Genomic DNA, 18,196 nt, shown 5'->3' on the forward strand with positions numbered 1-18,196 from the left:
ACTTATTCGAATTCAATAAAAATACTTGGATCGATTGGATAACCATCTTTCCACAATTCAAAATGCAAATGCACGCCGGTAGATTCTTGTCCGGTTGAACCGGCTAAAGCTATAATTTCACCTGTTCTGACCACATCGCCTTGCGAAACTGTTACTGAAGAAGCGTGTTTATATACCGAAATAAATCCGTTGTTGTGTCTTATGATTACAACATTTCCAGTATTTGGGGTCCAATCTGCAAAAATTACTCTTCCGCTTAAAATTGATTTTATTGGAGTGTTTTTAGCTAAAGCGACATCAACCGCATAATGTTTTTCTTTAGGATTGAATTTTTCGGTTATCATTCCTTTCACCGGCGGAAACAAAACGGTGCTAACTTTTGGTTTTGCCTTTTCGAAGAGATTGTATTTATCTTCTCTGTCAACTTCTTCCCTAAACTTTAAATCGGATTTTGTTGGTTTCAAATCTTCTTCAGAAACAGGCTCAGAAACAGAAGCTAAAATGGAGTCTTTATTGAATTTTGCGTATTCTAAATCACCTGTCAAAACTTTTTTAATTGATTCGATGTAAGCTTCATTTTTTTTCAAAGCATTAGTTAATGAATCTGATTTCAGCGCCAACTCGGTAGCGTCTTTCTTTAGTTGTGTAGAGGCATAGCCCGGAATATATTCGCGTAGTGGTGTAAAAGCAATGATATAAGTAGTGACAAAAATGATTAACAACGCACCAACTGTGGCTACCACAAATACATTCATCAAAGTCAATCGAAGGGAAAAAATTTCTTCAAAAGTGTCTTCGTTCAAAATAACCAAGCGGTTTTTTGTGAATAGTTTTTTCTTGATTATTTTTCGTTTGAGCCGTTTTTCGGACATGATTGTTTTAATGATTTACAAATATAGAAAATTAGTTGGCTTTGTCTTTTTACTGTAAACGATGTTTAACGTATATTTATTATGGTGAAATTCAAAAGAATGTTATTTTCTTTTTACCTTTGACAAAGTTTTTAATAATAAAATCTGCGAAAGCAAAAAATTATATATCATGGGAAGAATGGGACCAACAGAATGGATTCTAATTATTGTTGTTATTTTATTATTTTTTGGAGGTAAAAAAATTCCGGAATTAATGAAAGGATTAGGCTCAGGAATAAATGAATTCAAAAAAGCATCAAAAGGAGAAGACGATGCAAATCCTGCATCTAAAAAGGAAGAAGAAGAGAAAAAATAATTTTCTTTACTAAAATACAAAACCCAAATCCCAGTTATGGCGTTTGGGTTTTTTTATACAAACTCTTTTATATTACTTTAAATATCATGAAAAGAACTTTCCTTACCATTGCCTTTTTTTTCTGTTTTTCAAACTTATTTAGCCAAGAAATTATTGGTTCCTGGGCAGGTGAATTGTCAGTTTCAGGAACGAAGCTTCCTTTGGTCTTTAACATCAAACAAAATGGTGTTGAATTGATAACTACTATGGACAGCCCGATGCAGGGCGCAAAGGATTTACCAACAGACAACACTTCATTTGTAGACAACAAACTGAGTATTGATGCGAAAAAATTTGGAATCAGTTATAAAGGAAAATTTGAAAACGAAACAATAAACGGAACATTTTCTCAAGGCGGCGCGTCAATGCCACTAATTCTCTCTCGAAAAAAAGAAGGAGAATCAGCTTTAAAAAGACCGCAAACTCCTCAGCCTCCATTCAACTATAAAATTGAGGAAGTAACGTTTACAAATCCGATTGATAAAAACACACTAGCCGGAACTTTAACGACACCCGCTGACAAAAAAACTTTTCCTATCGTGGTTTTAATTTCAGGTTCTGGGCAACAAAACAGGGATTCCGAAATTTTTGGACATAAATCATTTTGGGTAATTGCTGATGATTTTGCCAAAAAAGGGATTGGTGTTTTGCGTGTTGATGATCGAGGAACTGGAGGATCTAATGGGATAAGCAGAGATGTGACTACTCAAAATTTTGCAGGAGATACTAATGCTGCAGTCGAGTTTTTAGCACAAAAAGGATTCACCAATATTGGGTTGATTGGACATAGCGAAGGTGGAATTATAGCGCCAATGGTGGCTTCTCAAAATCCAAAAGTAAAATTTATTATTGCTATGGCTGGTCCAGGAGTTCCAACAGATGAATTGCTATTATTACAAACAAATGCCATTGGAAAGGCTTCAGGTGCATCAGAAGAAGAATTAAAATCAGATGCCGAAACCAATCGAAAACTATATGCTTTAGTTAAAAATTATAGTAGAACAAATTTAAAAGAGGAAGTCAAAAAAATGATTGTTGAAAGTATGCAACAATTGTCGAAAGGACAACTACCGGATGCTGCAGCAATAGAGCAAACAGCTGAAAAGGAAAGTACACAAGCGGTTATTCCTTGGTTTGTTTATTTTATAAAAATCAATCCGGATGCTTATTGGAGTAAACTAAAAATTCCCGTGTTGGCAATTAATGGCACCAAAGATTTGCAGGTAATTTCTAAAGAGAACCTTGCCGGTATTAAGGCTTCATTGGAAAAAGCGAAAAACAAAAAATTTGAAATAGTAGAATTTCCAAATCTAAATCATCTTTTTCAAGAGGCAAAAACAGGAACCATTGAAGAATATGGTCAGCTTGAACAAACCATTGCTCCACAGGTTTTAGACAAAATGAGTTCTTGGATTTTGAATAGATAAAACACTAAAAAAGCCCAAATACAATTAAGATTTTGGGCTTTTAATTTATAATATCATCGTCAACTGAATTCGTTTACGCTCTTCGTCAACCTCAACTACTTTTACTTGCACATGTTGGTGTAATTTCACCACTTCATTCACATCGGAAACAAAACCAGCTTTGAGTTGCGAGATGTGAACCAGACCGCTTTCCTTAATTCCGATATCTACAAAGCAACCAAAAGCGGTAATATTATTGACAATTCCGGGTAAAATCATTCCGGAACGAACGTTTTTTATAGTGGTAACTGTTGGATCAAACTCAAAAACTTTGGCTGCTTTTCTTGGATCGAGTCCTGGTTTTTCTAATTCTTTCACAATATCTTTTAATCCTAGAATTCCTATTTCCGGTGTGATATAATTTTCTAATTTTATTTGGGATATCTTTTCTTTGTTGGCAATCAAATCATTGGTTTTTAAACCTAAATCTTTAGCCATTTTTTCTACAATCGGATATGCTTCAGGATGCACTGCTGAATTGTCCAACGGATTTTTACCGTTATGAATTCGAATAAAAGCTGCAGCTTGTTGGTATGCTTTGTCGCCTAAACGCGGCACTTTTTTAAGTTGTTTTCTGTCTTCAAACGGACCATTTTCGGAACGAAAGGCAACTATATTTTCGGCCATTTTTTCACCAATTCCGGAAACATAACCTAACAGCGATTTGCTAGCCGTATTAATATTTATTCCAACTGAATTCACGCAACGAACCACAACGGTATCCAATTCTTCTTTGAGTTTAATTTGATCAACGTCATGTTGGTATTGTCCAACGCCAATAGATTTTGGGTCGATTTTTACTAATTCAGCCAACGGATCAGCCAATCTTCTTCCAATAGAAACCGAGCCTCGAACCGTTACATCATATTTTGAAAATTCCTCGCGGGCAATTTTGGATGCTGAATAAACCGAAGCACCAGCTTCAGAAACTATAAAAACCTGAACGGGTTTATCAAAAGCGATTTTCTTGATGAAGAATTCGGTTTCGCGACTTGCCGTTCCGTTTCCGATAGAAATTGCCTCAATATTGTAAGCATTCACCATCGAGCGAATTTTTTTCATCGCCATCGCGCTTTCATTTTGTGGCTGATGCGGATATATAGTTTCGTTGTATAATAAATCACCTTTTTCATCTAAACAAACGATTTTGCAGCCGCTTCTAAATCCCGGGTCAATCGCTAAAATTCTTTTTTCACCTAATGGCGGTGCTAACAAAAGCTGACTCAAATTCCCAGCAAAAACATCAATCGCTTTGCTGTCGGCTTTAGCTTTGGCATCTTGTAATGTTTCGTTTGATATGGCTGGTTCCAGCAATCGTTTATAACTGTCATTAATTGCTAATCTTATATGTTCGGTCGTATCATTTTTGGCCTTTATAATTTCGTTTTCGATAAAATCAATAGCTTCCTCTTTTTCGATATCAACATTTAGTTTTACGAAACCTTCCGCCTCGGCGCGTAACATTGCCAACAATCTATGAGATGGTATTTTTGAAATCGGTTCGGCCCAATCGAAATATTGCTTGAATTTCTGTGCATCTTCTTCGTTTTCTTTTTTCTTTACAACTTTAGTTTCTACAATCGCTTTTCGTTGAAATAATCGGCGGAGATTTTTTCGTATGTAACTATTTTCGTTAATCCATTCGGCAATAATATCTCTTGCGCCTTGCAACGCTTCGTCTTCATTTTTGACTTTGTCGTTGAGATATTGAGTGGAAATAAAATCGACATCTTCATTTCTTTGACTGAAAATAATTTTGGCTAAAGGTTCCAAACCATTTTCTCGAGCGATATCGGCACGGGTTTTTTTCTTCTTTTTATAAGGTAAATACAAATCTTCTATTTCCTGTAAGTCAAAACTTTCCTTTATTTTTTTGGCCAATTCAGGAGAAAGTTGCCCTTGTTCTTCAATGGTTTTTAGAATCGATTCTTTTCTTTTTACAATTTCATCGTATTGTTTGGAAAGTTTGGCAATTTGTTCAATTACGACTTCGTCTAAATTTCCGGTTTGGTCTTTTCGGTAACGCGAAATAAATGGAATGGTGCAATCTTCGGAAAGTAATTTTAAAGTGGCCTCAATGCTTTTTGGCGCAGCCGTAACTTGGCTTTGAATATATTGTATGCTGGTCATGAATTTAATTTTGAATTTTTTTAAACGCTCGTCCAAGATTATCTATTACATCAGTGATTAACATGCTTTCCGGACTTTGTGTTTCTAAAGTAATATCGGCTGCTAGGCCATGAATATAAACGCCAAGTAAAGCGGCATTCAATGGTTCGTAACCTTGTGCTAAAAAAGCTGTTATTATTCCTGTCAAAGCATCGCCCGAACCGCCTTTGGCCAAGCCTGAATTTCCGGTAGTGTTTTCGAAACTTTTTTCTCCATCAGTAATAAAAGATTTATGTCCTTTCAGGATAATAATCAAGTGCAATTCTTTGGCTTTTGTAGAAGCTGTTATTCTTCTTTCTGACTCAGAATCATGCTTCCCAAAAAGTCTGTCAAACTCTTTAACGTGTGGTGTAAGAATGGATTTTTGAGGCAGGTTTAAAAGTTCATGCTGGTTTTTGGCCAAAATATTTAAAGCATCAGCATCAAAAACGGTTGGGATTTTCACATTTGTTATCAATAATCTCAGGAGATTTGTTGCTGATTTATTAGTTCCTATGCCTGGTCCAATGGCAAATGAATTAAAAGAAGTCCAATTCTTTTTCTCTCCCCTAAATTCAGTCATTGCTTCCGGAACAGAGGAGAATAGGGCTATTCTTTCTTTTTTTGGAATATTTAATGTAACCAGACCTGCGCCTGATCTTAAACAAGCTTTAGCACAAATAATAGCGGCTCCGATTTTAGATTTACTTCCGGCAATAATCAATGCATGTCCGTGATTTCCTTTATGAGAATTAGGTGCTCTTTTTTGAAATATTTTTTGGATGCTATTGATGTCAAGTTTTGTCATAGTATTAGTCCTGAACAATAAAATCTTTTGGATCTTCTTTTTTAAATTCGGGTTGAATATTGATGTGATTTATGTGGAATTTTTCAAATAAAAGTATTTCCACATTATGTAATAAAACGTTGAATTCGCTCAATTTTATATCATCGGAACAATCAAGATGTGCTTCGAGGTGTAATTCTTCGTCATTCAAATGCCACACATGGATATGGTGTAATTTATTAACTCCTTTGATTTTATGAACTTCACGAACAATTTCTTTAATGTCAATGTAATCAGGTGTAAAAAGCATTAGCATTTTGGTAGCAGATTTTATCAAATCATAACTAACGTAGATTAAATAAAAGGCAATTAACAATGTCATCAAACTATCCACCCAAAACCAACCATAAAATTTCATCAACAAACCACCGACTAAAACCGCAACCGAAGCCATCATGTCGGTCAATAAATGGAGGTAAGCTGATTTCATATTAAGATTGTGTTCTGAATCTTTTTTAAGCAACAAGACCGAACCCCCGTTTACAATAATTCCTAAAATTGCGAGCCAAATAACCAAACCTGACTTAATTGGTTCCGGATGGAATAATCTTGCGGAAGCTTCATAAATTAAAAATAAAGCGACAACAATTAGTGTTATAGCATTTATAAAAGCGGCTATTAGTTCGGCTCGTTTATATCCAAACGTATTGTTTATCGAAGCTTTTCTTCTGGATAATTTGTGTGCTACTAAACTAAAAACCAATGAAAGTACATCAGAAAAATTGTGAAGTGCATCCGAAATTAAAGCCAAACTTCCTGAAATAATTCCGCCAACAACTTGCGCAATCGTAATCAGTAAATTTAGCAGAATGGAAAAGATTAGATTTTTTCCTCTTACTTCATGTTTGTGAATATGAACGTGGTTGTGGTTATCTCCCATTTTATTGACAAGCTATTTTATTCACTCGGTTAGCGTGTCTTCCGCCTTCGAAATTGGTGTTTAAAAAAGTGTCAACCATTTCTACCGCTTGTTGTATAGAAGTAAATCGAGCCGGAATACTGATAATATTAGCGTCGTTATGTTGACGTGCCAAAGCTGCAATTTCTTTAGTCCAACACAATGCGGAACGAATGCCTTGGTGTTTATTCACAGTCATATTGATTCCGTTTCCGGAACCACAAATTACGATACCAAAATCGGCATTTCCTGTTTCAACATCAAGTGCAACAGGATGACCAAAATCCGGATAATCCACACTGTCAAAAGTATCGGTTCCATGATTGATTATTACGTGTCCCTTTTGTTTTAAAAAGGCAACAATAGCATTCTTGTAATCCGGACCAGCGTGATCGTTTCCAATAGATATTTTCATAGTGTTGCGAGTATAATTAGTATCGCAAATTTACGGAAAGTATTGATTGCAATTTTAGTTTATTGTAAGTCTTTGATTTTTAATTGACAAGGATTTTACTGTTTTAATAAATTTTCACAACTAATTAGAAATAAATACATTAAGCGTAATTTAAATGTTAAAATTGTGGATTGTTAATAGCATTTCTCAATTCGTTGATAATCAGTTAACCTTAAATTAACATAGATTGTTAACAACTTTGGATAGAATTTTAGAAGTTTTTTTAGGTTGTATGATTTAAAATTGTAATCAAAAAGTAGGTTGAAAAAAACAAATTTAGTTTGAATAATTTTTAGAAAAGTTATCAATATAAAAACATTCTTTTTCAACTAAAATTAAACTATAAGTTATCTACAAAAAAATACTTATTGGAGTTGTGAACAACTGTTAATTAAATCTAAAAAATACTTAAAAATGAACGTTTTAAATTCTAAAAACTATGTTGATAAATTGATATAAAAAAATATAACTACAAAATCTAATTTTAAAAAGTAAAGTTATTGTACAAATGAACACGCTATAATAACCATCATAAATTTAAATTTTTAAATCTTTTCTTTTTATTGTTTTTAATAGCTGTTGATAACATTTCTTTTTTTAGGTTTTAAATTAATTTGAAAAATAGGTAATGTTAGATTTATATTAAAACTGACAACTTATAACTCATAACTTATAACTATTTTGTAATTTTCAACATTAATTAGAAATTGAAAAATGAGTAAGAAACCAAAAAAGTTCGGAAAAAATGAAAAAACTTTCTCCGAAAAGATATTTAAGATATTATCAAAAAACGCGAACAAACCTTTTAATTACAAACAAATTGCTGCTATTTTAGAATTAGATGATACTAAAAGTAGAAACGAAATTATAAAAGATTTAAAAATCCTGGCAGCACAAAAATTAATCATTGAATCCGAACCCGGAAAGTATTTAGTTAAAGCTTCCAGTCAACAATATTACGAAGGCGTTGTTGATATGACGTCCAGAAAAACAGGATATTTTGTTTGTGACGAATTAGAAAATGATGTCTTTATTCCGTTTATAAATCTGAATCACGCTTTAGATGGCGATAAAGTCAAAGCTTATGTGTATGACCGAAGAAGCTCCAGAAAACCAGAAGCTGAAGTAATCGAAATTATTGAAAGACACAAAACAGAATTCGTTGGAGTTGTTGATATTCAAAAGAATTTCGGATTTGTAACTACGGCTAATGCCAAAATGTACACCGATATTTTTATCCCAAAAAATAAATTAGCCGAAGCCGAACATGGAGATGTGGTTTTAGTAAAATTGGAAGATTGGCCTGCAAAAGCAGATTCACCTTTTGGTTCTGTACTTAAAGTTCTTGGAAAACCAGGTGAACATAACACAGAAATTCATGCCATTTTAGCTGAATATGGTTTGCCGTATGATTTTCCAATTGAAGTTGAAGCTTATGCAAATAAATTAGATACTTCTATAACTCAAAATGAAATTGATAAACGTCGCGATATGCGAAAAGTATTGACGTTTACTATTGATCCAAAAGATGCAAAGGATTTTGATGATGCCTTATCCTTCCAAGTTTTAGATAATGGAAATTATGAAATTGGTGTTCACATTGCCGATGTTTCGCATTATTTACAAGAAGGAACTATTTTAGATGATGAAGCATACAGAAGAGCCACTTCGGTTTATTTAGTAGACAGAGTTGTACCTATGTTGCCTGAAGTGCTTTCAAATTATGCTTGTTCTCTTCGTCCACACGAAGAAAAATATACGTTCTCAGCAATTTTTCAGTTGAATGCGAAAGCAGAAGTTTTAGATTCTTGGTTTGGAAGAACCATTATTTATTCTGACCAACGTTTTTCTTATGAAGAAGCTCAAAGTATAATTGAAACCAAATCAGATATAATTCCGGCTGAGATTTCGTTAACTGGAAAAGAATATAAAGTTCCGGCCGCAATTGTAGCTGCAACATTAAAACAAGACGAATTGGCTAAAATTTTACGTCGAAAAAGAATGGCTGATGGAGCGATATCCTTTGATAAAGTAGAAGTAAAATTCAATTTAGATGAAAATGCAGAACCGGTTGGCGTCTTCTTTAAAATATCAAAAGATGCTAATCATTTGATAGAAGAATTTATGTTGTTAGCCAACAGAAAAGTAGCCGAATTTATAGGAAAACAAAAGAAAACTTTTATTTACCGAATTCACGATGAACCGAATGAAGACAAATTAATCAATCTTCAAACAGTGATTTCTAAGTTTGGTTATGCGATAAACATGAAATCCAAACAAGATATTTCTAAATCATTGAATAAATTACTGAACGATGTAAACGGTAAAAAAGAGCAAAATTTAGTAGATACTTTGACGATTAGAAGTATGAGCAAAGCCAAATATTCGACCGAAAATATTGGTCATTATGGTTTAGCTTTTGATTTTTATAGTCATTTTACTTCGCCAATTCGACGTTATCCTGATGTGATGGCACACCGATTATTGCAATTTTATTTAGATGGAGGAAAATCAGTTGATGCAGATACTTATGAAGAAAAGTGCGCCCATTCCAGCGATATGGAAGGTTTTGCAGCACAAGCCGAAAGAGATTCTGTGAAATACATGCAGGTAAAATACATGCAGGATCACAAAGACCAAGAGTTTCTTGGTGTTATATCTGGTGTTACCGAATGGGGAATTTATGTAGAAATCATCGAAAACAAATGCGAAGGAATGGTTCGTATTCGAGAAATCAAAGAAGATTATTATACGTTTGACGACAAGCAATATGCTTTGGTAGGTCAAGCTACACAAAGTATTTTGCAACTTGGTGATGAAGTTTTTGTAAAAGTAAAAAATGCTGATTTAGTCAAGAAACAATTAGATTTTAATTTTATCAGAAGAAATGATAGTTAGTGTTCATTAAATAGTATTTAATATGAAAAAATTAGTTTTTAGTTTATTAGTATTCAGTTCAATTGTTTTTGCTCAAGAAACCAAAAATGTGGGCGACTTTACTAAAGTAACTTCCTTTGATCGCATAGATGTTTTTCTTGTTCCAAGTGATGAAAACTCAGTTCAACTAGAAGGAAAAGGAGCTGACGAAGTGGAATTAGTTAATAAAAATGGGGAATTAAAAATAAGAATGCCATTGACAAAACTTTTGGATGGTGACAATATATCGGTTACGGTTAATTTTAAAAAAATAACTGCAGTCGAAGCTAATGAAGGTTCCAGAATCGCTTGTGGTGATAAAATTAGTTCGGTTGTATTTGATGTTATTGCTAAAGAAGGTTCTGAAGTAAAATTGATTTTAGACGTTGAAAAATTGAATGTCAGAACAGCAAATGGCTCAAAAGTTTCATTAGAAGGAAACGCTGATATTCAGGATGTATTAGTCAATTCGGGTGGAATTTATGAAGCAGAAAAATTAGAGTCACAAATAACTACTGTTTCTTGTAATGCCGGTGGTGAAGCTGCTATTTTTGCTACAAATATTGTAGATGCTAAAGTTAGAGCAGGTGGAGACATCACTATTTATGGGAAACCAAAACAGATTAACAAAAAGATTATTGCTGGCGGAACGATAGAGCAAGCCAAGTAGAATTTTTAATTTTAAAATTTAAATTCTAAATTGCAGTGTCAAAAAAATAACAATGATTTTACTTAAAGATATTTTATCCGCCATTCCACTCGGCTTTTTTCTAAGCTTTATGATTGGACCGGTATTCTTTGTATTACTTGAAACAAGCGTTGTCAAAGGATTTAGAGCAGCTATAGTTTTTGATTTAGGAGTTGTATTGGCCGATATATTTTTTATTACAATCGCTTTTTTTAGTAGTTATCGGCTAATTCAAAGCATAAAAGACGATCCGGCACTATTTATTTTTGGTGGATTAGTTATGCTAACCTACGGTATTATTTCTTTTGTCAATAACAGAAAAGAAGGAAGGAAAATTAATATAGACGAAATAGATCCAAAAGAATTAGCCAAAACTAATTACCTTTCTTTGTTCATCAAAGGTTTTTTTCTCAATTTTATCAATATAGGCGTTCTCGGATTTTGGTTAGCAATCTTAATAACCATTGGTCCTCAATTAGAGTTGAAGACTTCTAGAATGTTGACCTTTTTCTCTACATTAATCGTTACTTACTTCGTTACCGATATTTTTAAAATACTTTTAGCCAAACAATTACGAAGTCAACTTAATCCGAAAAACATTCTCTTAATTAAAAAGTTTATCAGCATTGTTTTGATTGTTTCTGGTGTGTTTCTGCTTAGTCAAGGTTGGTTTCCTAAAGAACAAAAAATCGTTAACAAAGCTTTTGAAAAGCTGGAGCATACGGAGTAAATAGAGCTACTATCTCTAGTAAAATTTTAAGGAATCTTCAAGAATCAAACATGATTTTCAATTAATTTCTTCTAAAAATTTATCAATAAAAAAACCCTCAAGTTTCCTTGAAGGTTTCTGAGGCATCATCCGGATTCGAACACTACCTTTAATTAATTTTTTCTAAAAATTATCAATAAAAAAACCTCCAAATTTACTTGAAGGTTTAAGAGGCATCGTCCGGATTCGAACAATATCTTTAATTAATTTTTCCTAAAAATTTATCAATAAAAAACCCCAAAGTTTCCTTGAAGGTTTAAGAGGCATCTTCTGGATTCGAACACTACCTTTAATTAATTTTTTCTAAAAATTATCAATAAAAAAACCTCCAAGTTTCCTTGAAGGTTTAAGAGGCATCGTCCGGATTCGAACCGGAGTAGACGGTTTTGCAGACCGGTGCCTAGCCGCTCGGCCACGATGCCATTGTGGCGGCAAATATATAAAACAATTGATAATTAACAATTGATAATTGATAATTTTTAGAATTCGGTATTCTTTTAACTTCGGTATTCTTCCATTTCAATAGTAACCGCTTCCACATCACCACCAATTGGAGGATTGAGTTTTGAAACCGCTAAAAGAATTCTGGATATTTCAGGGATTTCACTAAAAATTCTAACGATTATTCTATGACCAACGTGCTCTAATAATTTGGAACGAATAGCCATTTCTTCGACAATAATTTTGTTTAAAAGCACATAATCTACCGTATCTTTCAGCTCATCTGTTAAGGATGATTTTCTTAAATCAGTTTTTATTTCCAAATCCACACGATAATCTGAACCAATTTTAGCCTCTTCTTCAAGACAGCCATGAAAAGAAAAAGTTCTTATATTTTGAAGTTTAATTGTTCCCATTTTATTAGTTTTCAGTCGCAGTTTTCAGTCGCAGTAAATAGTTTTATGATAAAACTGTAAACTGTAAACCGAAAACTGTAAACTTTTTTATCTTTGCTAAAATTACAAAAATAATGTCAACAGAAGAGAAGTCGCTTAATTTCATTGAACAAATTATCGAAGCCGATTTAAAAAATGGTTTGTCCAAAGACAAATTACGTTTTCGTTTTCCGCCTGAGCCTAACGGTTATTTGCATGTTGGTCATGCCAGTGCGATTTGTTTAAACTTTGGTTTAGGAATTGATTATCAGGCGCCGGTAAACCTGCGTTTTGATGATACTAATCCAGCGAAAGAAGAGCAAGAATATGTAGATGCTATCAAAAGAGATATTGAATGGCTTGGCTTTAAATGGAGTAATGAATGTTATGCTTCTGATTATTTCCAACAATTATACGATTGGGCAATTGAGTTTATAAAAGCTGGAAAAGCCTATGTTGACAGCCAATCTTCGGAAGAAATGGCAATCCAAAAAGGAACGCCTACAACTCCGGGAACCGATTCTCCTTATAGAAACCGTTCGGTTGAAGAAAATCTAGATTTGTTAACCCGAATGAAAAACGGAGAATTCCCAAACGGAACGCATATTCTTCGTGCCAAAATAAGTATGGGCGCTAACAATATGTTGATGCGTGACCCAATTATGTACCGAATTCTGCATGCCCATCATCACCGAACCGGAAACGATTGGTGTATTTATCCAATGTACGACTGGGCGCATGGCGAAAGCGATTATTTAGAGCAGATTTCTCACTCGTTTTGTACGCTTGAATTTTTACCTCACAGAGAATTATACGATTGGTTTTTAGATCAGGTTTATGATGCCACTAAAGTGCGTCCAAAGCAAAGAGAATTTGCCCGTAGAAATCTTTCACATACTGTTGTTTCTAAAAGAAAACTTTTGCAATTAGTGGAAGAAAAACACGTAACATCATGGGATGATCCTAGGATGAGTACTATTTCAGGAATGCGTCGTCGCGGTTATCCACCAATGGCAATTCGGAATTTTGCCAATACTATTGGGATTGCAAAAAGAACTAATTTAATTGATGTTTCACTTTTGGAATTTTGTGTTCGCGAAGAATTAAACAAAACAACGCCAAGAGTTATGGCTGTTTTGAATCCAGTGAAGTTGATTATTACCAATTATCCGGAAGGAAGAGAAGAAATATTAGATGCCGAAAACAGTCAGGAAGATGAAAGCTTAGGTTTCAGAAAAGTGCCTTTTTCAAAGGAATTATATATTGAAAGAGAAGATTTTCAGGAAGAAGCCAACAAGAAATTTTTCCGTTTGACGCTTGGAACTGAAGTTCGTTTGAAAAATGCTTATATCATTAAAGGCGAAAGCGTTGTGAAAGATACCACAGGAAATATTACGGAAATACATTGCACTTATGATGAAGATTCCCGAAGTGGAAGCGGAACAGAAGCATCTCAACGAAAAGTAAAAGGAACAATTCACTGGGTTTCTACCAACCATGCGATTGAAGCAGAAGTTCGAATTTATGATCGTTTGTTTACACATGAAAATCCGGATGGCGATAAAGAGGTTGATTTCAAAGAATACATCAATCCAAATTCTCTTGAAGTAATTACAGGATATTTAGAACCAAGTTTGGCAACTGCAAAAAGTGGAGAGCGATTCCAATTTCAGCGTTTAGGATATTATTGTGTAGATAAAGATTCTTCTTCCGAAAAACTTGTTTTTAATAAAACGGTTGGCTTAAGAGATACTTGGGCAAAAGTGGAAAGCAAAGAATAATTTTTAAATAGAATTTATAAATGAAAAGCTCACTTATTAGTGGGCTTTCTTATTATTTATAAAACTTATAATAATTTCAAAAAAAATAACTTTTAGCAATCAAAAACGGCTTTCGTAAATTGATTTTATGCCATCTTTTCTATTTTTACCACACCCACTGTCATTCGCTTGGAGAACTTTGATTATTCCGCTTTAAAATGGGTTTTGTTGGTTTTCTGTATTTTTAGTTTGAAGTATTGTGTAATTTTCGTAACTTTAATAAAATTAAATTTTTAAAATTATGTCAACTAAAAACGGAAATGGTATTTTGGCTCTTTTAGCCGGTACCGCAATTGGAGTTGGTTTAGGAATTTTATTTGCTCCGGATAAAGGTTCAAAAACCAGAGAAAAAATTAAAGGAGGTTTTGATGATTTAAAAAATGACTCCTTATCAAAATGGAATACTCTTGAAAATGAAACAATGAAGAAATTTTCAAAAACTAAAGATGAATTAAAAGAAACGGTAGAAGATCTGCTTTCTCATTCGAGTCACGAAGCTGAAGATGCAATCTCTTTTTTGGAAGAGAAATTAGCTGAGCTTAAAAAACAAACCGCCAAACTACAGAAATAATGGCATTAGAAGAATTAAAAGAAAATGTTGAAGACATTCAGGAAAATGCTAAAGCCTATGTAGAAAGTAGCCTTGCTTACTACAAACTTTGGGGTTTCCGAGTGGCTATGAAGTCCACGACTTTGGCGCTCAAATTTTTCTTGATTGCTTTTTGTCTCTTTGTTGTTTTATTTTTTGGATCAGTTGCAGGAGCTTTAGCTTTGGGCAATTCATTAGGCAATTATCCACTTGGTTTTTTGATTGTTGCCGGAATTTATTTGGTGTTGGCTTTGCTTTTATTTTTAGTAAAAGATAAAATAGTAGAAGGACCAATTTTGGAAAAATTCTCGGAAATATTTTTTAACGAATAAATTATGGAAACCAAAAAATATTCATCTTACGCTCAGATAGAAAACGATTTAGAAATTCTAAAAATTGAAAGGGAAATTCATTACCAAAAAATACGGTTAAGTGTTGACAAAACGAAAGAATCTTTAGTGCCTTCAAAAGCAATTTCTTTACTTGGTAGTGTTTATGAAAATGCATTTTCCGGTCTATCCGGATCAATAATAAAAACATTGATTCCTATAGCAATCAATTGGTATAAAAACAGAAAAAGAGGCGATTAAGCCTCTTTTTTATTAAATCTAAATACTTTTATTTTGCTGGTTCTTCCGGATTTGAAGTGTCAGATGGATTATAATCTAATGAAGTATGATTTCCAGTTTTCTTAACTTTTCTTGGTTGTCTCTTCATTTCTTCACCAATAATGTTGGATGCGGTGAAACTAGTAACCATACTGTTTAACATATCACTCGCAGCTTGAGGAGAATTTGGTAATAAAATCAAATTAGAATTTGTATCTGCACCAATTGCCTGAAGCGTGTCGTAGTGTTGTGTAATTACAATCAAAGCCGATGCTTCTTGTGAATTGATTCCAACTTCGTTTAAAACAGCAACACTTTCTACCAATCCTTTTGCAATTTCTCTACGTTGATCAGCAATACCTTGACCTTGTAATTTTTTGCTTTCGGCTTCCGCTTTAGCTTTAGCAACGATTCTGATTCGTTGTGCGTCTGATTCGAACATCGCAGCTGTTTTTTCTCTTTCGGCAGCATTGATTCTATTCATCGCATTTTTCACTTGAATATCCGGATCAATATCGGTAACCAAAGTATTGATGATGTCATAACCATAGGTTGTCATGGCTTCATTTAATTCGCGTTTTACAGCAACAGCAATATCATCTTTTCTAACAAAAACGTCATCCAAAATTAACTTTGGTACTTCGGCACGAACTACGTCAAAAACATAAGCCGTAATTTGATCATGAGGATATTCCAGTTTGTAAAAAGCTTCGTATACATGTTCCGGAATTACCTTAAACTGTACAGAAACTTTCATTTTGATAAACACATTGTCTTTGGTTTGTGTTTCGATGATAACGTCTAATTGTTGAATTCTTAAATTCACACGACCGGCAATACGGTCAATGATTGGAAGTTTAAGTTGTAACCCGGAATTTCGGATGTTCAGAAACTTTCCAAATCGTTCGATAACTACAGCCGTTTGTTGTTTTACCGTGAAAAAAGAAGAGAATAAAATGACAACACCAAGAAATAAAATAATAATTAGAAATGGCATAATTTTAAATATTTAAGTTAGTAAAGTTGTTGTACGAAAAAAATGTATGTTTGTTACAAATTAAAAGTTATGAATTCATGATTAAAAAAATTTTATTCTTTGTGTTGTTTTCAACAACTATTGGATTTGCACAGTATGGTTACAGAGATTCCAATATGATTGCGCTAACTTTAGGGCTAAATCAGTTTAGTTTAAATACTTCAGATATTCAATCCACACCAGGAACGGGTTGGAACGTTGGTCTTGCCATGAGAGGAAATTTCTACGACGATTGGGATGCTATATGGGGTCTTCAGTTTAGTGAATACAACTTTAAAGTAGCCACTTTAAACGCAACATTACGCGATAGAGAAACCAATTTTAAACTGCCTTGTGCCAACATAACGTTTCAGTTAAGTTATAAATTTATTGAAAATCATTTGAGTGTTGAGTTTGGCCCGATGGTTCAGATTAACGGGAAGCTTGCTGTGGAAAAAACAGATGAAAATTACGTAATTAAAGGAGACGAAGAATACACCGCGAAAGATTTAACCAATATTAGTAATGTTAGTTTTTATCCTCTTATTGGCATTACTGCTGGTGTGCGAAACGTTAGATTAAATGTTTCGTATCAATACGGAATAAATAATATGCTCGGAAAACTCGACGGAGGTTTTAGCGGACATGCTTCCGTACTTAGTGGAAATGTGGTTTTCTTATTTTAAGAAAAAATCCCGAAAAATCCATCAAATATAAAATATTTGATGGATTTTATCTTAAAACACAAAAGCACTAAACTATGAAACACCTCCTTTTAAGAAGAACTTTTTTGGGCATAATACTTATTTTACTATCAACAAACGCATTTTCGCAAAAATCCTTTATTACAACCATTGATAATGAAAAGATAATTGTTGATGATAACTTTTTTGACATTCAGGTTGGTAATGAAAAGATAGTATATAAAACTCCAAATAATGATAATAAGGAATCGATAAAATTCAAGAATATCAATTCAGGCATTTTAGGCGAATATAATATGAAGCGAATGAAAATTGCAGATGAAAAAGATGAACAGCTTTGTTTTACACTTGCCCAATCAAAAGGCAAAAAGTTAGTAGGTTACAATAAAACAACAGCTATTACCAAATTCATCTATTATATATTGGATGCTAATAATATGGTGATTGAAAAAATTGAGACCTATCCATACCCAGAGGAGAAGTATGTTAAAACAAGGAAAGACGCAGAAGATAAAATAAGAAAACACTTTTCGGATTGTAAAGATGTAATGGATAGGCTTGCGGGTGATAATTTTAAAAGACAGGAAAATGTAAAGTATTCAAAACTAATGGGGAAAATGTTAGATCAGATGGATGCAGCTAAAGCTGGCATAGTATCGTTTTTTGAAAAACCTACATTTAGTAATTGTGATGCATCTCAACAAGAGAGTCCTTCTGCCCAACTTAGTGGTGAAGTTGCTATTTCTGAACAAAAATATTACTACGAAAAAATTAGTACTACAGCAACAGCGATGGGCATGGGTAGCGGAAGCAGAACGACAGATTTTAGCTTTAAAGGAACTATAACTATTAAGGATAATTCATTTACTTTCTTTACCAAAAATGTTGAAACAAAATATAAAATTATAAGCTATCAGGACGGTATTATGAAATGTGATGATAATGTTAATATACACACAGTTACCATAGCAAGTGAAACAGGCAAAAAAGGAAGCTTTGCTTACGACACTAAAATCACCTTGGTGGCAGATAAAAAAATGGGTGGTTCAACAACCTATTATTGGTGTAAACAACAGTAGTCTTGAAATAAAAAGCCCCGAATCAATCGGGGCTTTTCTTTTATAAACAAGTTG

At 33.5% G+C, this 18,196-nt stretch carries 18 protein-coding genes and 1 tRNA gene; 11 read left to right on the plus strand and 8 right to left on the minus strand.

What is annotated here, in order from left to right:
* Window positions 1-2: 2 nt before the first annotated feature.
* Window positions 3-872 (minus strand): M23 family metallopeptidase, encoded by an 870-nt coding sequence (locus QWY90_RS14100; protein WP_290286669.1) that lies wholly within the window; start codon window positions 870-872, stop codon window positions 3-5.
* Between the two features lie 169 nt (window positions 873-1,041).
* Here QWY90_RS14100 and QWY90_RS14105 point away from each other — a divergent pair, with 169 nt between their 5' ends.
* Together QWY90_RS14105 and QWY90_RS14110 are read left to right on the plus strand one after the other, a co-directional pair.
* On the plus strand, window positions 1,042-1,227 hold the full coding sequence (locus QWY90_RS14105) for a Sec-independent protein translocase subunit TatA/TatB (RefSeq protein ID WP_290286671.1): 186 nt from the start codon (window positions 1,042-1,044) through the stop codon (window positions 1,225-1,227).
* An 86-nt stretch (window positions 1,228-1,313) separates the two neighbouring features.
* Window positions 1,314-2,693: an alpha/beta hydrolase family protein gene (locus QWY90_RS14110; RefSeq protein WP_290286673.1), complete on the plus strand. Its 1,380-nt coding sequence runs from the start codon at window positions 1,314-1,316 to the stop codon at window positions 2,691-2,693.
* A gap of 45 nt (window positions 2,694-2,738) precedes the next feature.
* On the opposite strand, the gene QWY90_RS14115 is transcribed toward QWY90_RS14110, so the two are convergent.
* The 4 genes from QWY90_RS14115 to rpiB are packed head-to-tail and all read right to left on the minus strand — an operon-like array spanning window position 2,739 to window position 7,040.
* Entirely contained in the window at window positions 2,739-4,862 is a 2,124-nt protein-coding gene (locus QWY90_RS14115) for a Tex family protein (protein ID WP_290286675.1), read from the minus strand.
* 4 nt (window positions 4,863-4,866) lie between these two features.
* Window positions 4,867-5,688 carry an NAD(P)H-hydrate dehydratase gene (locus tag QWY90_RS14120; protein WP_290286676.1) on the minus strand — a complete coding sequence of 274 codons (822 nt, stop codon included), beginning with the start codon at window positions 5,686-5,688 and terminating at the stop codon, window positions 4,867-4,869.
* Window positions 5,689-5,692: 4 nt separating this feature from the next.
* Window positions 5,693-6,607, minus strand: a complete 915-nt coding sequence (locus QWY90_RS14125; protein ID WP_290286678.1) for a cation diffusion facilitator family transporter — start codon at window positions 6,605-6,607, stop codon at window positions 5,693-5,695.
* A gap of 1 nt (window position 6,608) precedes the next feature.
* Window positions 6,609-7,040 (minus strand): ribose 5-phosphate isomerase B, encoded by a 432-nt coding sequence (gene rpiB / locus QWY90_RS14130; RefSeq protein ID WP_290286680.1) that lies wholly within the window; start codon window positions 7,038-7,040, stop codon window positions 6,609-6,611.
* 753 nt (window positions 7,041-7,793) lie between these two features.
* Here rpiB and rnr point away from each other — a divergent pair.
* The 3 genes from rnr to QWY90_RS14145 are packed head-to-tail and all read left to right on the plus strand — an operon-like array spanning window position 7,794 to window position 11,413.
* Complete coding sequence (gene rnr / locus QWY90_RS14135; protein WP_290286681.1) at window positions 7,794-9,977, plus strand: ribonuclease R; 2,184 nt, start codon at window positions 7,794-7,796, stop codon at window positions 9,975-9,977.
* Window positions 9,978-9,999: 22 nt separating this feature from the next.
* Window positions 10,000-10,665 carry a head GIN domain-containing protein gene (locus tag QWY90_RS14140; protein ID WP_290286682.1) on the plus strand — a complete coding sequence of 222 codons (666 nt, stop codon included), beginning with the start codon at window positions 10,000-10,002 and terminating at the stop codon, window positions 10,663-10,665.
* Between the two features lie 52 nt (window positions 10,666-10,717).
* Window positions 10,718-11,413 carry a LysE family translocator gene (locus QWY90_RS14145; RefSeq protein WP_290286684.1) on the plus strand — a complete coding sequence of 232 codons (696 nt, stop codon included), beginning with the start codon at window positions 10,718-10,720 and terminating at the stop codon, window positions 11,411-11,413.
* Between the two features lie 390 nt (window positions 11,414-11,803).
* Here the strand turns inward: QWY90_RS14145 and QWY90_RS14150 are convergent.
* Window positions 11,804-11,874 (minus strand) — tRNA-Cys (locus tag QWY90_RS14150).
* 75 nt (window positions 11,875-11,949) lie between these two features.
* Complete coding sequence (gene folB / locus QWY90_RS14155; RefSeq protein WP_290286685.1) at window positions 11,950-12,309, minus strand: dihydroneopterin aldolase; 360 nt, start codon at window positions 12,307-12,309, stop codon at window positions 11,950-11,952.
* 113 nt (window positions 12,310-12,422) lie between these two features.
* Here folB and QWY90_RS14160 point away from each other — a divergent pair, with 113 nt between their 5' ends.
* From QWY90_RS14160 to QWY90_RS14175, 4 genes are all read left to right on the plus strand, one after another.
* Window positions 12,423-14,108 carry a glutamine--tRNA ligase/YqeY domain fusion protein gene (locus tag QWY90_RS14160; protein WP_290286686.1) on the plus strand — a complete coding sequence of 562 codons (1,686 nt, stop codon included), beginning with the start codon at window positions 12,423-12,425 and terminating at the stop codon, window positions 14,106-14,108.
* A 280-nt stretch (window positions 14,109-14,388) separates the two neighbouring features.
* A complete protein-coding gene (locus tag QWY90_RS14165; RefSeq protein WP_290286687.1) occupies window positions 14,389-14,718 on the plus strand; it encodes a YtxH domain-containing protein in 330 nt (109 codons plus the stop codon).
* Window positions 14,718-15,068 (plus strand): competence protein, encoded by a 351-nt coding sequence (locus QWY90_RS14170; protein ID WP_290286690.1) that lies wholly within the window; start codon window positions 14,718-14,720, stop codon window positions 15,066-15,068. Before QWY90_RS14165 ends, QWY90_RS14170 begins: the two co-directional genes overlap by 1 nt.
* Before the next feature lie 3 nt (window positions 15,069-15,071).
* Window positions 15,072-15,326 carry a DUF6327 family protein gene (locus QWY90_RS14175; protein ID WP_290286692.1) on the plus strand — a complete coding sequence of 85 codons (255 nt, stop codon included), beginning with the start codon at window positions 15,072-15,074 and terminating at the stop codon, window positions 15,324-15,326.
* A 28-nt stretch (window positions 15,327-15,354) separates the two neighbouring features.
* On the opposite strand, the gene QWY90_RS14180 is transcribed toward QWY90_RS14175, so the two are convergent.
* On the minus strand, window positions 15,355-16,341 hold the full coding sequence (locus QWY90_RS14180; RefSeq protein ID WP_290286693.1) for an SPFH domain-containing protein: 987 nt from the start codon (window positions 16,339-16,341) through the stop codon (window positions 15,355-15,357).
* Between the two features lie 77 nt (window positions 16,342-16,418).
* Between QWY90_RS14180 and QWY90_RS14185 the strand changes: the two genes are divergently transcribed.
* Together QWY90_RS14185 and QWY90_RS14190 are read left to right on the plus strand one after the other, a co-directional pair.
* Window positions 16,419-17,045, plus strand: coding sequence for an outer membrane beta-barrel protein (locus QWY90_RS14185; protein ID WP_290286695.1), 627 nt, complete (start codon window positions 16,419-16,421; stop codon window positions 17,043-17,045).
* A gap of 74 nt (window positions 17,046-17,119) precedes the next feature.
* Complete coding sequence (locus QWY90_RS14190; RefSeq protein ID WP_290286697.1) at window positions 17,120-18,142, plus strand: hypothetical protein; 1,023 nt, start codon at window positions 17,120-17,122, stop codon at window positions 18,140-18,142.
* Window positions 18,143-18,196 lie beyond the last annotated feature (54 nt).

It is taken from the genome of Flavobacterium paronense, from assembly GCF_030409795.1.
Taxonomy (GTDB): Bacteria; Bacteroidota; Bacteroidia; order Flavobacteriales; family Flavobacteriaceae; genus Flavobacterium; species Flavobacterium paronense.

What these genes read in the sequence shown, in the direction of transcription:
- QWY90_RS14100 (WP_290286669.1), bottom strand. Translation starts at nt 872, where the DNA reads ATGTCCGAAAAACGGCTCAAACGAAAAATAATCAAGAAAAAACTATTC.
- QWY90_RS14105 (WP_290286671.1), top strand. Translation starts at nt 1,042, where the DNA reads ATGGGAAGAATGGGACCAACAGAATGGATTCTAATTATTGTTGTTATT.
- QWY90_RS14110 (WP_290286673.1), top strand. Translation starts at nt 1,314, where the DNA reads ATGAAAAGAACTTTCCTTACCATTGCCTTTTTTTTCTGTTTTTCAAAC.
- QWY90_RS14115 (WP_290286675.1), bottom strand. Translation starts at nt 4,862, where the DNA reads ATGACCAGCATACAATATATTCAAAGCCAAGTTACGGCTGCGCCAAAA.
- QWY90_RS14120 (WP_290286676.1), bottom strand. Translation starts at nt 5,688, where the DNA reads ATGACAAAACTTGACATCAATAGCATCCAAAAAATATTTCAAAAAAGA.
- QWY90_RS14125 (WP_290286678.1), bottom strand. Translation starts at nt 6,607, where the DNA reads ATGGGAGATAACCACAACCACGTTCATATTCACAAACATGAAGTAAGA.
- rpiB (WP_290286680.1), bottom strand. Translation starts at nt 7,040, where the DNA reads ATGAAAATATCTATTGGAAACGATCACGCTGGTCCGGATTACAAGAAT.
- rnr (WP_290286681.1), top strand. Translation starts at nt 7,794, where the DNA reads ATGAGTAAGAAACCAAAAAAGTTCGGAAAAAATGAAAAAACTTTCTCC.
- QWY90_RS14140 (WP_290286682.1), top strand. Translation starts at nt 10,000, where the DNA reads ATGAAAAAATTAGTTTTTAGTTTATTAGTATTCAGTTCAATTGTTTTT.
- QWY90_RS14145 (WP_290286684.1), top strand. Translation starts at nt 10,718, where the DNA reads ATGATTTTACTTAAAGATATTTTATCCGCCATTCCACTCGGCTTTTTT.
- folB (WP_290286685.1), bottom strand. Translation starts at nt 12,309, where the DNA reads ATGGGAACAATTAAACTTCAAAATATAAGAACTTTTTCTTTTCATGGC.
- QWY90_RS14160 (WP_290286686.1), top strand. Translation starts at nt 12,423, where the DNA reads ATGTCAACAGAAGAGAAGTCGCTTAATTTCATTGAACAAATTATCGAA.
- QWY90_RS14165 (WP_290286687.1), top strand. Translation starts at nt 14,389, where the DNA reads ATGTCAACTAAAAACGGAAATGGTATTTTGGCTCTTTTAGCCGGTACC.
- QWY90_RS14170 (WP_290286690.1), top strand. Translation starts at nt 14,718, where the DNA reads ATGGCATTAGAAGAATTAAAAGAAAATGTTGAAGACATTCAGGAAAAT.
- QWY90_RS14175 (WP_290286692.1), top strand. Translation starts at nt 15,072, where the DNA reads ATGGAAACCAAAAAATATTCATCTTACGCTCAGATAGAAAACGATTTA.
- QWY90_RS14180 (WP_290286693.1), bottom strand. Translation starts at nt 16,341, where the DNA reads ATGCCATTTCTAATTATTATTTTATTTCTTGGTGTTGTCATTTTATTC.
- QWY90_RS14185 (WP_290286695.1), top strand. Translation starts at nt 16,419, where the DNA reads ATGATTAAAAAAATTTTATTCTTTGTGTTGTTTTCAACAACTATTGGA.
- QWY90_RS14190 (WP_290286697.1), top strand. Translation starts at nt 17,120, where the DNA reads ATGAAACACCTCCTTTTAAGAAGAACTTTTTTGGGCATAATACTTATT.